The 13,075-nt window shown below is 57.7% G+C and carries 8 protein-coding genes and 1 pseudogene; 4 read left to right on the top strand and 5 right to left on the bottom strand.

Annotation, left to right across the window (positions count from 1 at the left end; genetic code table 11):
- Positions 1 to 241: pseudogene (locus NKI17_RS36250) on the bottom strand (IS110 family transposase); the annotation flags it as partial.
- On the opposite strand from NKI17_RS36250, the gene tnpC (NKI17_RS36245) reads away from it, so the two are divergent.
- Together tnpC (NKI17_RS36245) and NKI17_RS37260 are read left to right on the top strand one after the other, a co-directional pair.
- Positions 240 to 1,364 carry an IS66 family transposase gene (tnpC, locus tag NKI17_RS36245; protein ID WP_502894729.1) on the top strand — a complete coding sequence of 375 codons (1,125 nt, stop codon included), beginning with the start codon at positions 240 to 242 and terminating at the stop codon, positions 1,362 to 1,364. The pseudogene NKI17_RS36250 and the gene tnpC (NKI17_RS36245) overlap by 2 nt on opposite strands.
- The gene (locus tag NKI17_RS37260) at positions 1,303 to 1,440 is read left to right on the top strand and encodes a transposase domain-containing protein (protein ID WP_502894728.1); all 138 of its coding nucleotides are present in this window, start codon (positions 1,303 to 1,305) and stop codon (positions 1,438 to 1,440) included. The genes tnpC (NKI17_RS36245) and NKI17_RS37260 overlap by 62 nt, the downstream gene beginning before the upstream one ends.
- 484 nt (positions 1,441 to 1,924) lie before the next feature.
- Here NKI17_RS37260 and NKI17_RS36240 read toward each other — a convergent pair whose 3' ends face one another.
- Positions 1,925 to 5,158: a CHAT domain-containing protein gene (locus NKI17_RS36240; protein WP_352907879.1), complete on the bottom strand. Its 3,234-nt coding sequence runs from the start codon at positions 5,156 to 5,158 to the stop codon at positions 1,925 to 1,927.
- 681 nt (positions 5,159 to 5,839) lie between these two features.
- Here NKI17_RS36240 and NKI17_RS36235 point away from each other — a divergent pair.
- On the top strand, positions 5,840 to 9,148 hold the full coding sequence (locus NKI17_RS36235; protein WP_352907878.1) for a CHAT domain-containing protein: 3,309 nt from the start codon (positions 5,840 to 5,842) through the stop codon (positions 9,146 to 9,148).
- A gap of 158 nt (positions 9,149 to 9,306) precedes the next feature.
- Here NKI17_RS36235 and NKI17_RS36230 read toward each other — a convergent pair whose 3' ends face one another.
- Complete coding sequence (locus tag NKI17_RS36230) at positions 9,307 to 10,656, bottom strand: alpha/beta hydrolase (RefSeq protein WP_352907877.1); 1,350 nt, start codon at positions 10,654 to 10,656, stop codon at positions 9,307 to 9,309.
- 53 nt (positions 10,657 to 10,709) lie between these two features.
- Here NKI17_RS36230 and NKI17_RS36225 point away from each other — a divergent pair, with 53 nt between their 5' ends.
- Positions 10,710 to 11,918 carry a S8 family serine peptidase gene (locus tag NKI17_RS36225; protein ID WP_352907876.1) on the top strand — a complete coding sequence of 403 codons (1,209 nt, stop codon included), beginning with the start codon at positions 10,710 to 10,712 and terminating at the stop codon, positions 11,916 to 11,918.
- Between the two features lie 191 nt (positions 11,919 to 12,109).
- On the opposite strand, the gene NKI17_RS36220 is transcribed toward NKI17_RS36225, so the two are convergent.
- Together NKI17_RS36220 and tnpC (NKI17_RS36215) are read right to left on the bottom strand one after the other, a co-directional pair.
- Positions 12,110 to 12,406 carry a hypothetical protein gene (locus NKI17_RS36220; protein WP_352907875.1) on the bottom strand — a complete coding sequence of 99 codons (297 nt, stop codon included), beginning with the start codon at positions 12,404 to 12,406 and terminating at the stop codon, positions 12,110 to 12,112.
- 6 nt (positions 12,407 to 12,412) lie between these two features.
- The coding region (gene tnpC / locus NKI17_RS36215; protein WP_352907874.1) for an IS66 family transposase at positions 12,413 to 13,075 on the bottom strand (663 nt) is incomplete at its 5' end.

The raw sequence follows: 13,075 nt of genomic DNA, 5'->3' as shown, positions 1-13,075 counted from the left end.
CCACCAACGGATAAAGCGTGCCCGTGCGCGCCTCGGCCTTGCTGCGCAGCCCGGTGAGGCAGACGAGCAGCCCGGCACTGTCACCGCCGGCGACCATGTGGCGTGACATCTTCTCGCTGCCCGGTACAATCGAGGTGACTAGCCAGGTCGATCTGGACAGCTCCAGCGAGACGAAGATTGCGCCAAGATCCACGCGGACAGCGGCTTGTAGCTCGGATTGATCGGTGGTCGAAAGATGCATGAAAGGGCCTCCAAAGAGCGAGTTGCGATGGCCCACTCTGCCAGAGTGCGGGCCACGATCCACTCCCCATGGGATCTGCCGTCATTGCGAGCGTACCGGCATCAACACGCCGGTCGTGACCGCGCCGATGCCCGCGCAACCCTTGCCGGGCAGCATCGCCACGGCTTCGACGCTGGCCTTCGCGCTCGTTCACAAATACGTCGACGGCACACCGCTCTACCGCCTGGCGCAGGCCTTCGAGCGCGCGGGCTTTCCTGTCAGCCGTGGCGCTCTGGGTCACTGGGTGATCGGCTCGAGCGAAAAGCATCTCGCCCGCATCTATGACGTGCTGAAGCTGCGGCTCAGATCGCAGCCCCTCATCCATGGCGACGAGACCACGGTCCAGGTGCTGAAGGAAATGGACAGAGCGGCCACCAGCACCTCGTACATGTGGGCATACCGGAGCGGCCACGACAGTGACGAGCCGATCGTGCTGCTCGATTATCAGCCGGGTCGCGGCCAGATACACCCGCAGACCTTCTTGGGCGATTACCGCGGCATCGTGATGAGTGACGGTTATTCCGCCTGGCGCACGCTGGAAGGGGCAACGCATCTTGGCTGCATGGCCCATTCCAGGCGGCGCTTCGTCGATGCCCTAAAGGCGAGGAAGAAAGGCGGCGGCCCGCCGGAACAGGCGCTCCGGTTCTTTGAACAGCTCTATCGGGTTGAAAGGCAGGCGCGGAACGAAATCCCCGATGACGGCGAAACGCGAGATGACTGCATTCGCCGCTTCCGCCAGCAACATAGTGTCCCGATCCTCCATGCTCTCAAGGCATGGCTCGACGACATCGCCCCAAAAATCTTGCCGGACAGCAAGCTCGGCGACGCCGTCTCCTACACCCTGAACCAATGGGGATATCTGACTCGTTACACCGAGGACGGCAGCATGCCGATCTGCCGATTGACAACAATCTTCTCGAGCGTGACATCAGAATCTTTGCCACTGGCCGGAAAAGAGGAAAAGTTGGCTGTTCAGCGATACCATCGACGGAGCCAGGGCCAGCGCCGTCATCTACAGCCTGATGTTGACCTGCCGCGCCTGTGGCGTCGAGCCGTTAGCGTGGCTGCGCCACGTCCTCACTGAACTACCTCAGCGCCCCGAGAACGCAGCCATCGAGGATCTGCTGCCCTTCAACTTCGCCAAAGCAACAGCAGCCTGATCAGACCAGAATACCGTTCCCGATTCGAAGGCCATCCGTCAAGCGCCCGCGTCAACGTGCAGCGAAAATAGCGCTTACGGCGAAGGAGCAACTTCCCACTCTAGAACGACGTTGTCGTCATGCAGCGGCGGTGACGGGTTCGCGGTCATAACCGGCCGTCCCGATGTGCGAATCGAACCTCACGCACCGAAAGACCCTGCTCATGGGTCAGGCGCAAGATCGCTTGGATATCCCTCACGCTCGTTCGTCTCGCTTGCTTCCGTCTCGGCATGGCCCCTCTCAACATCATCGTGAGAGGCCAAACTGCCAGAACGGCGCAGCCAAGAACCGACCGCTAAATCCGCTCCCGAAAACTGTCCGGGATTTAGCGGAATCGCTGTCCGCGAATTACTGAAATCACTGTCCGGGATTTAGCGATGTCCGGGAATTACCGAAAATATTCGTCCTTCGCCGTGTCGGGGCACACCAAATGGCCGGAACGTGTCTAAGACGCAACAAGGTGCTGAAGAGGACTTCGTTCGCCTTGGAGAATGAACCCTCCCCAAAATGCCGGGTGAGGTTGCCGCGCCCGTACTGTATCCTGGGCTCTCCGAAGAGCTTCGACGCGCGACGTGCCTATAAGCAACAGGCGATAGAACTCCCGCATCAGATCGCATGTTTCGCTATCGGGCACCGGCCAAAGGCTAACCACAACGCTTTTCGCTCCGGCAAGTAGGAAAGACCGCTGGAGTCCGAACGTCCCTTCTCCGAAGAAACTGTCTCCAAGGCCCGTTTCACAGGCCGATAGGACGACCATTTCTGTCCCACGTAGATCAAGAGCCATGACTTCTGCGGCCGTAAGCAGTCCGCCGCTGCCTGACCTCGTATCATCGGAAAGCCCAACATTCGCCCCAGTAAGTGCCACGCCAGAACGAAGAAGCGGATTCGAGAGCCCGGCGAGCCGATCGCTCGCGGTTTCGATAGAGCGATCATGGGCGGCCCGAACCCGGTGGTCGAATGCATCCGGTTTGGTCATCTCAAAATAAAAGCCGTGAGTGGCGAGATGGAGTATCCAAGGATGCTTTTGCGAAAGGACGGTCTCCTTTCTCGCTGCGACACCGAACAGAGCGTTCACGCCCAACATTTCCGCGATCGCCTGTCCCTCCTCTCGCGTGCCTGGAAGCGGGGTGAAGAGCTTATCTACAGGTTTGGAGCTCTGCCCCTCTGAGAAGAGCCCATAATCGTAATCAGGATCCGCTACGACCAGTGGAACTGCCCGCGTCACCTCCGGGTCGACGCCCCGTATCAAATCTCGTCCGCATCCTACATAACTGATCCCACAGGTGCTTCCTAGTCGCTTTCCCTCCTCATCAGGAAGAACAGAAAACGGAATTTTGGAGAGCGCGCCATCGGCTGCAACTATGAGGTCGTCGATGCCTTCCAAAGGTTCTAAAAGCGGCCCAAAAATCAGCCGCCGCAAACGCGCACCCAACGTCACTTCAGCTCTCACTGTTGCATTCGTGACCAAAGGCAGCTCGTTTGCAATGAGGCCATCGCCGCCTTGGAGCACCGTTCGATAACGCTCGATGAGAGTATTTATCGCGCTTACCTCGCCAAGATCGGCCGCCCAGACGACCCCGGGCATTCCCGGCTTCACTACAAAAGCTAGATAACACATAGGGCTGGCTGCGCGGGCACCTTTACTTCCCGCCGTCCTCGGCACATACCGTTCGTATTGAACGAACTCGATGAGGGCCGACCGAGCGCCCAAAGCGTTTTGGATGTCCTCGACATTCACATTTGCGATGAGGTTTGCCCAGGCCTCACTAGGGATCTCATAGATGATCTCGCGGTCCAACTGGGCAAATTCCGCCATCATCGCGGCGAGTGGCTCGGTTGTCTGGGCATCCTTGGGAGTTCCCGCGACCTGCATTTGCGCGATCGCGAGTTGAAGCTCGCGCCACCGGGCTTGCTTGTAATCGCCTGAACGGGCGTTCAGACTGTGTAGATGTACATAGGCATAGTCCAGACCGATAAGTTTTCGGCGCAAGACAAGGCGCATTGGTTCGCTGGAAATCCATCGATCAAGTGCCTCCGTAGCGATGAGTACGGAGAGATGAATGCACATCTGGGACCGTGCATCGACAAGATGGAGCATCCGCTGCGGCTCGTCAGAAATCGACAGCACGTGACGCAACGATTTGTCGAGAATATCGTCAGCTTTGCGAAGGGCGCTCAATGCCGCGACCTTGTCTCCTAGATCAAATGATGTGCAGCCAAGATTTCTGTAGATCGTACCCGTCTGAATGTGATCCGGTCCAAATACTTTCAGCGCAAGAGCGAGTGCCTTCTCCAGAGCTATGATCGCTTCTTCATGCCTACCAGACGCGTTGTAGACAACCGACAGCATGTTGATCGCGTTAATTACATCATTATGAAGTTCGCCATATGCGCTATGAGCGATCGCGAGCGCTTCCTTCGCGGCCGTTTCGGCTTCATCGAATCTCCCGGCAAGCATATCCGAGCCGGCTTGCGACAGCAGAGCCTTTGCGACGTACGCATTGGTTTCGCCAAAAGCGCTTCGGGTGGCCGCAGCAGCGACGCGCGCATAGTCGCCGGCAGCTACTACATTGTGAAGCTCAGTTTGCAAAATTGCCAGGTTGTTGCGCAATCCTGCTAGATACGGATGACTAGCGGGCAGCATGCGGCTGAGAATTCCCAAGCTGCGATTATAGCTTTTCGACGCTTCTGCGAACCGCTTAGTTCGCCGGAAGAGCGCACCTTGATTGTTGAGGGTGACCGCGACGTCGGGATGATCAAGACCCAACTCGCGTTCGCGAATATCGAGACACTCCTTGAGAGCCGTTTCTGCCTCTACGAAATTCTGATTGCGGATGTAAATGTTGGCCAGCGAATTCAGACTCGTAGCGACCTCTAGATGGTTGGGCCCGAAAATCTTCTGCCGGATGTCTAAGGATCGCTTAGCGAACGCTATACTAGCTTCCATTTCGCCGCTCGCCAGCAGCGCTTGCGCCAAGTTATCCAAGCTTTGAGCCGCTTCCGGAGAGTGGTCGTCAATTGCTGTCCTAATGCTTAGCGCTTCGCGATGGGCGGACGCAGCGTCAGCGAACAGCCCCGCTTCATCAAGCACGACACCGAGGTTATTGAGGGCTGTGGCGTATTCCAGATCGTCCGACCCAAAATAGCCGCGGGTCATCTCTACGATGGATCTTGCAACGTCAACCGCTGGCCGAACATCGCCGCGCTCCCGACGATCAATCAGAGCAAGCTTCTCCAGCTCAAGTGCTTGAGATAGATATAGCCCTAACTCGGCCCGACCAACGATCGCAATTGAATCCGCCCAACTCGCTTGCCATTTGTAGCCGAGCGGCGCATTTCGTTCTCCGTCGGGGCCTGCCCTGAGCTCGAAGGTCTCGATTTGCGTCTTGAGAATGCGAATAAGCTGTTCCTGTCGGCTACTATTCTCCGAATCGTTCATTGCTCGCGATGGCGAAAACACCAGGGTCGGCGATGTCTCCTGTCGAAAGACCAATACCGGCAACTCCAACCTATGAATTTGAGAACAGCTAGGACACGTAACTTCCTGCAAGTTATCGCGAATGATGCGACCGACTAGATCTGGCCTTGCTCCGCCGTCGACCAACACCCAGCAGGTTACCTCGCTACGCTCCCGGCAATCGCGGCATTGTATGGAGATGTGTGTCGGAAGGCTCAGCATGGTGACCTCACCCTAATGACCCCAGACTGGGCGGCTTTACCCTCTTATTTGACTGCTCATCAACTTATGATAGCGTTTGTTTTAGCGCGCAACGGTCTTTTTTCTCCCTTGCGTGGTGGTCTCGAGCGCGGACTGGCTGCGAATGCCACCTCAAATTGGAGCAAGAGACTTTTATTGCGTAGTGCAAACGAAGTGCTGTCGTCGATGCATGCTGCTGGACACGGTAAGCCAATCTCGGCCGATCAGAGATCGACGAAGACAGGAAAAAAAATAAACTTGGGGCAGCGCCCATTCCATTTCTCGCTCGGCCGCGTGTGAGTGGGACACCCTCTTGACTGATGCCCGGTTAGTTCGCGACTCTGCGCGATCGACGGGACGAAGTGAGCAGTTGCCGATGGAACGAATCTGACAGTCGTTGCATGGACCGAGGCACCATCAACGAGAGCCTATCTGAGCAAGAAGGCTTACTGCGCTTCAATGGTTGGAAATCAAGACAGATGAAGATCTCGCGTCGAGTCTCAGAAACAGTCATGAACAGGTGGGAATGCCCGACGAGCCTGACTGATCTTGATCGCACTACCGCAAAGACAATGAATATCAAAGGATAACTCAATTGGCGGAAACCTGTGGTGCCATCAAGGCTGCACGGGAGTTCCGATACTCATATTGTGGGAGCTCGCGATGAGCTTAGGAGAAATCCTCGAAAGGACTGCCGGTCCTATTTATTCAACCTGCTTCTCCCCGTCCGGCGAGTTTTTCGCTTGGGGCGCGCGAAGCGGAGAGGTCAAGATAATGACTCTCCGCTCTAAATCGACGCAGTTGAACGAGACCTATAGTGACAGCATATATGCGATTGCCTTTTCAGACGACAGCACCTGCCTGCTCGTTGCGCTCAAGACACTGGCCCGACTGATAAACGTAGCTTCGGGTGAAAGCCGTGCCACATACGAACATCCTGAAATCGAAACTGCCGTTTTTTCCCCAGATCAGGCACTGGTTTATACTGCAGGAAACCGCGGCCTGTTGCGGATGTGGAATCGTAGCGGCGGCCTTAGGGCCGAGGTCACTCTTACACAAGAGCGTCTTCTGGATCTGTGTTTTATAGACAGCGCTGATACTCTCGTGGTTTCCGGTACCGGAGGAGACGTGTATTTTCTGAGCGCACGGACCCTCTCGCTCAAATACAAAGTCAGTTTTCCGAAATCAATCATTTACAAATGCCGTTCGGATAAGTCCGGCAGCTTGCTAGCCTTGTCGCTACATCTGCAGACCGGCCTTTGGTTGCCTGCGCGGCTTATTCCGATATTGATTCCTGACAGTTATGAAATTGCGGTCCTCAGAACCGATCATCACTTGGCAGAGCCGCCCCTGGATCGAACGATTGTTGGACACACCGCTTGGATAAGCGCGCTTTGTTTTTCTCCGACGTCTCCTCTTTTGGCATCTGGCGCCAGTGATAGCCGAATTTGCTTGTGGGATCCTGAGACGCATGCCTGTCGCGCGAACATCGGAGAGCACGACGGAACTGTCCACGATTTAGCGTTCTCGCCGACGGGAGAGCTGCTGATCTCTGCATCGGCAGACGGCACTGTTCGTCTTTGGACAACGTCCAGCTTGCTTGGTGTGAAGGATGTTAATCGTGCTTCAGATATCAATTCTGCAATGCTTGAGGCAGCTCGTCGCACCGCGTCAGGAGCCCGAATAAACGCCGGCGCCCAAATCATGGTCGATTATCTGCTCAGCGGATCGGGTGAACGCTTGGACGAGTGTGCGAAGTGGTTCGACCGCAACCTTCCCAGCCAGCATTCCAGAATTGAACTCGTATCGAAAGTCACTCATCTGCTGCAGGTTCGCATCGAGCAAGCCTTTCGGGAAGCTGACGAGCCCCGCGCCGGCTACCTGAACTGGATTCGACTGGAGCTATGCGCCCGGCTCGGCCCCGCGTCCCCAAATGGCACCTACTGCGGCCGTGAATTTCCTAATCAAATCCAAAGTGCGACACTCGCTGCCACCTGGCTGAGGTCGAGACTCGACCTGCCTGAAACGGACTCCCAGCGTCCTGACGTGTATGCAACTCTAGCCACCATTTATCGGGATCGCCTCGAGGCCGGTGACCGTGAGTTCTATCGTAACGCCGTGTCTTCTCTTGAAAGCGCTGTTGCGTTGGTCGATCCCGCAAAGGACTCGCGCAAAGCAGCCATTTTGTATCGGGATCTCGGTGATATTCACTTCGAGCAAAATGCATGGGCATCGGCACATGCGGCGTACGACCGCGCGATTGATCTTATCCGCGACTTGATCAACATCACTTTCGCCTTGAAAGATCTGCATCTACTCATCGATGATTTTTTTCATGTGTTCTCAAATGACGCATACGCCTTGGTTCGGTTGGAGCGTTATACCGACGCGATATTAAGACTTGATCAGGGAAAAACCCGATTCATAAATCCCATCTCGGGAGCGACGGCGCTGGCAACGGGCGTGCTTGACGACAAGAAGCGAGACGAGATCCGGCGAGCTTGTACGCTGATACTTCGCCGGGAGGAGGAAATGAACGCCACAGACGGCGACAGAAGAAGCGACGATCAATGTCGAGAGGAATTGCGACTAGCACACCTGCACCTCGCGACCCTCGTGGAGGCGGCAAGACGCGAGTCTGGTGTAGAGGGACCTACGGTTTTGTCATGGGAGTCAGTCGTCGGCCTCGTGCCAGAACATGGGGCAATGGTCGTGACTTTGACAACGGCTAAGGGTGGTGGCGCATTCGTAATTCCTCATCAGCAGAATACACTCACCAAAGAACACTTCGTGGAGTTGCCAGGTCTGACGCTCGACACCACGCGGGGGATCCTACACGGAACTAGAGGAGCAGAACCGGGCTGGCTGGATCGCTTCGAAGAAGTCACCCAGCAAGATTGGCAGGAGAAGATCGAGCGCACAGGCGCAATCATCTGGGATATGTTTATCGAGAAGATTTACGAATGCATAAATAGTCTTGGAATATGCGAACGAGCCGCGCTGATAATTGTCCCGTCTTCAGGACTTGGCCTTTTGCCGTGGAGGGCAGCATGCAAGGACGAAGGGTGGAAAAGAAGATATCCTCTCGACAGTTATATAATTTCCTTCTGCCCAAGTATCAATTTGCTTAGAGCGTGTCGCGCGCGGTCGGAGGAGAGCGCAAGGTCCAAGGGAAATCCCCGGACGGTACTGACGGGTCCGCTCACATCGTCGTTCGTTTCGGACGAGGAATACCAATTATCTTATAATACCGGTACTGCCGAGACGGTATCGCCAGATCCATCTATCTTGGCAGTGCTCGACCCGAGTGGCGACCTCGAGTACGCTCGCGCGGAAGGCGAAATCATCCTCTCCTTGTTCGGGCTCAATGAGCGCATGGCCTTGACCCATCACTTGGCGTGGATGAGCGCGTTAGAGGGCTGGGTGCCGGGGTATAACTATCTGCACTTTGCATGTCACGCCGTGTATGAGCCCTTCGATCCCATGGCGTCATATCTTCAGCTTGAAAAAGACCAGCGACTGACTTTCGGCCAGATTATTGCCAGCCTAGATCTGTACGCGACCCGACTCGTTGTACTATCCGCGTGCGAATCCGGACTTACCCAGAGCCGCTCTCCTGATGAGTATCTTGGACTGAGCGCGGCGTTTTTACTCGCCGGTGCTCCAGCGATTGCTAGCACTCTTTGGCCTGTCGATGACGCCTCAACGATGCTGCTCATGCAACAATTTTATTATCTTCACTTACAGCAGAAGTTATCTCCGGCCCAGGCGCTTGCTTCGGCTCAGGAATGGCTGAGAACGCAAACAAATGAGGATCTGGCGAAACTTTTCAGCCACTATTGTACAAGCCCTTCCGAAGCTCTAGCGGCAGCTTCACGATCGGCGCTCAGCGAGCATGTCAATTCCGAGCCAAAGCTCGCGCCGTACAAGGACCCCTATTATTGGGCCGGGTTCACGTTAGTTGGCGTTTAAAGTTCGGTGCCCCAACCACTGCTGGCAGATCAATAGCTTAACTCGCCGATCGGCGTCGGTCGGACGCGTAGGTGCGGGCATTCCTGGATGGCCGCGCATTGTTTGGGACACGGGCTGTTCCTCGGGGTCCCAACATCACGTCACCGCGCCAAACAGGTTTAGTTGACCACCAGCACCGTAGCGGGATCTCCCGTGGCGGCAGCTCCATTCGGCCGCATAGTGAACTTCAGTACGGCACGATCCTGCGGAGCCGTGAACTCAAGCGGGATCGTCCGGATGGGTCCCCCAACGTAGCGCACTGGTACCTCTTCGCTCTCAATTCGATCACTAGCGAAAGCGCGCTCCACCAAGACGGTGGCATCCACCATCCCTGTTGGCCGGTCAGCCACGATGGCAACGGTGAAGTTGACCCCAGGTGCCACAGATGTGTTGACCGTCTGCACCGAAAGTGCCGGGGGTGGCCCGGCTCCGAGGCTGAATAGCCTCGCGCCTGGCGTACCAGGACGCAACACGGCCCGCAGCATCGCCTCCGTGTCGCTGTCCTTAAAGATGTCGCCGTGTGTTGCCGCTACGTAGCGGACCGGGATTCCAGGTGGGGCGGCGCTCCAAAGTGGAACCGTACCGTCACCTGCTGTCTCTCCTTCCACCGCACCTGCACCCTCAGCCTGCTGATAGTTCGCCACTGTTGTCTTTTGCGCGTTCCCAGCAATGGCTACGTACCGGCAGGGCGGCTGGAAGCCCGGGCCGATGAAAGGGAGGTCGGCCGCGAGCGCGGTCGCAGCGTCGAGGCTCCCCTGGACCAAACCGAGCTGTCCCGCGATCGCGGCGTCGAATGGGTTCTTGACCAGGAATCCGGACTGCGCGTGGGCAGCCAGCAGCGCAGGGATCCCCGGCCGCGGCAGAAGCTGATAGGCCGAAGGAAACTGCGGGTTCCGCAACGCCGCCCGGCACTGAGCGGCAGAGAGGAATAGCTCGGGCCGGAGACCTAAGACATTCTGTAGTGCCACAGGAGCCCCAAGATGGGGCGACGCGACCAGCGCCACGAGTTCAACCCGCGCGCCAGCGGGCATCCCGATCCTCTCAAGCGCGTACCGGGTCACCAACCCGCCCATCGAATGTGCCACTATGGCGATATGCTTGCCGCCAAAGTCAGGTTGAGAGAGCCGCGCATGCAGCGCCGCCGCGGATGTCCGCACGTCAGCCCGCCAGTCATAAGCGAAGGGGACAAGGCTACCCCCCGTCTCGCTGAATCCCATCCCCTCAAGCGAACGCAATGCCTTCCCGTATCCATCCACGTGATACACCGGCACGCCGAAGACGGTGAGCGGCACGCTGCGCAAGACATCCGTGGCCCGGACGGTTGTACTCGTCGCGAGTATGTCCACGAATGCATCAGGATAAGTCTGGAATACAGCATTGACCGGCGTCCCCGGCCAGATAGTGGTGTCGCCGTTCTTGAGCACGCTACCACAGATCCCTGGAACGAAGACGACTACGTCAATGCTCATCGCGTTCCTCCAGAAAACAATGTTAGATTGTGCCTAGCATGGATACCCCCACGATGACAGAAGTACGTTACGCAGACTTCGAGACGACGACGGCTCTGCAGACCTCCCGTCGAATGCGTCGCGGTGGGCCGCCTCTAGACGCGTCGGCGACGACCAAGGAGAATGCCAGCGTCACGACAACAACTGTCAGACTAATCGACTCTGAAGAAGCTAACACCATCCGGCGCGCCGGACGGCAGCTGTTGCGCGTACCCAAGATGCCGGTCCGGCTCATCCCACAAGTCGCACAAGGCTTAAACGCGGGCGAGGGTCAGGCCTGGGGCATCGCCGCTGTCGGCGCAGGCCAACTAGGTTTGGCCGGGGAGGGGGTCTGCGTCGCCGTCCTTGACACCGGAATCGATCCCAAACACCCGGCCTTCGACGGTCTTATCAGCGAGCGGAATTACAAAGATTTCACCGGAACTGGTCTCGTTGACAGCGTCGGGCACGGCACCCACTGCGCCGGAATTATATTTGGCCGCACGGTGAATGACGAGCGCATTGGCCTCGCAACGGGGGTCACCAGTGTCCTGATCGGCAAGATCGCTGATCGTAACTTCACCACCACGACGGACCAACTCCAGCAGGCGCTGAATTGGGCGGTCAACAGTGGCGCGGACGTCATCTCCCTGTCGGTGGGATTGGACTTTCTAGGCCACGCCAGCGCATTGCGCGATGCTGGCTTGCCGCAAGACGCCGCGCTCGTTGCGGCCCTCAACGACTATCGCGACTACACGCGTTTCTTCGACCGCCTAATTGGGCAGGTCGTCAGCGCCGGCGCCGCGAGCCGTTCCGCCCTCGTCGTCGCGGCCGCCGGGAACGACAGTCACGGCGATAGCCAACCGCCGTACCGCATCGGCGCTACCCTACCGGCCGTGGCCGAGAAGGTTCTCTCGGTTGGAGCCGTGTCCAAGGGAGTCGGCGATCTTTTTGATCTCGCGCCCTTCTCCAATACTGGCGTCGATCTGTGTGCCCCAGGCGTCGCTATCCGATCCGCGCTTCCGGGTGGCCGCTATGGCGCAATGACAGGGACCAGCCAGGCTGCCCCGCACGTGGCGGCCCTTGCCACTTTGTGGTGGCAGAAAGTGCGCAATGACCGAGCCACCCGGCCCGATCCCGACTATGTCCGAAGCATGATGCTCGGTGCGGCAATGCCAAAGCGCATCTCCGGCGAGCACGGCTTCGAGGAAATCGGCGGCGGCCTCGCCCAAGCGCCGGTTTAATATATCGCACATCTCGGCGAAACGAGTGCAAGCACCTAGAATTTCGAGTCGGGACAGTCCGCACTTCGCTGTCTCCCTCTCGAAGCTCAATCCGTCGGCCTTTCACGATCACTTCCTTTGTAGAAGCGACAAAGTGACGTGCGCCGAATCGTACCCATCCGGTGAAGACCGCAGGTAGCTCAAGCCTGTTCCTAAAAGTTTGATCGGAGCCCCACGACTAGTTCTGCGGCTCTATCGCACAGCTTCGCCATCTTGCGATCGGACAGCCCCATGTCCTCTGTGGCGATTTTGAAGAGATAGCCGGCGATGTCTTTTGCCGTCGCGTTTTCGTGGATCAGCATCCCGAGCACGACGTCGGCATAGTCGTCATATTCGTCCTTAGCTTCGGGAATACCAGATATGCCGATCGGATCCCAATCGCGAAGCAATACATCGCGAACAAGAACTCGGTTTTTGTCAGGCTGATCTCTGTCGGTTTTGTGAGCCATCAGAGCCTACGCAGCAACGGCTTTTACTGACGATGTCACCCAATTCCAGGGGAGCAATTGCTCCAGCCTGGAGATCGGCATGTCGGCGATGTGGGCGAGAACATCGGCCAGCCAGGCCTGCGGATCGACGTCGTTGAGCTTTGCGGTGGTGATCAGGGTTGCCATGAAGGCGGCCCGATCAGCGCCGCGATCGGAGCCTGCAAACAACCAAGCTTTCCTGCCGAGAGCAAAACCACGCAACGCCCGTTCGGCGGCGTTGTTGGTGAGACAAATCCGGCCGTCGCCGAGGAAGGACGTGAAGCCATCCCAGCGCTTCAGTATGTAGTCGATAGGCTCGGCAACCGGAGAACTGCGCGACAGTTTGGCCCTCTCGGTTCGCAGCCAGGCCTCAAGTTCGGTGGCGAGAAGACGGCTTTCCTGCCGGCGTCGTTGCAGCCGTTCGTGGGCGGCAAGCCCGTTGATCCCGCGCTCGATGTCAAACAGCGCGTCGATGCGCTTGACGGCCTCGAGCGCGATCGGTGAGATCGGGGCGGCGTTCTTGCCGCGTTTGGCATTGGCGGCGATGCCGGCAAGCACGAAGAATTTGCGGCGCGCATGCGCCCAACACAGCGCCTGGGTCAGCGGACCGGGGTCACGGTCTGCCTTGAACAGCGGGTTGTAGCCGCCATA

Origin of the sequence: Mesorhizobium sp. M0816, assembly GCF_040320005.1 — a bacterium.
Taxonomy (GTDB): Bacteria; Pseudomonadota; Alphaproteobacteria; order Rhizobiales; family Rhizobiaceae; genus Mesorhizobium.
This window is presented reverse-complemented; position numbering and strand designations above follow the sequence as displayed.

Excerpts from the sequence above, each read along its gene's own strand:
- tnpC (WP_502894729.1), top strand. The coding sequence starts at position 240 with ATGAAAGGGCCTCCAAAGAGCGAGTTGCGATGGCCCACTCTGCCAGAG.
- NKI17_RS37260 (WP_502894728.1), top strand. The coding sequence starts at position 1,303 with ATGTTGACCTGCCGCGCCTGTGGCGTCGAGCCGTTAGCGTGGCTGCGC.
- NKI17_RS36240 (WP_352907879.1), bottom strand. The coding sequence starts at position 5,158 with ATGCTGAGCCTTCCGACACACATCTCCATACAATGCCGCGATTGCCGG.
- NKI17_RS36235 (WP_352907878.1), top strand. The coding sequence starts at position 5,840 with ATGAGCTTAGGAGAAATCCTCGAAAGGACTGCCGGTCCTATTTATTCA.
- NKI17_RS36230 (WP_352907877.1), bottom strand. The coding sequence starts at position 10,656 with ATGAGCATTGACGTAGTCGTCTTCGTTCCAGGGATCTGTGGTAGCGTG.
- NKI17_RS36225 (WP_352907876.1), top strand. The coding sequence starts at position 10,710 with ATGACAGAAGTACGTTACGCAGACTTCGAGACGACGACGGCTCTGCAG.
- NKI17_RS36220 (WP_352907875.1), bottom strand. The coding sequence starts at position 12,406 with ATGGCTCACAAAACCGACAGAGATCAGCCTGACAAAAACCGAGTTCTT.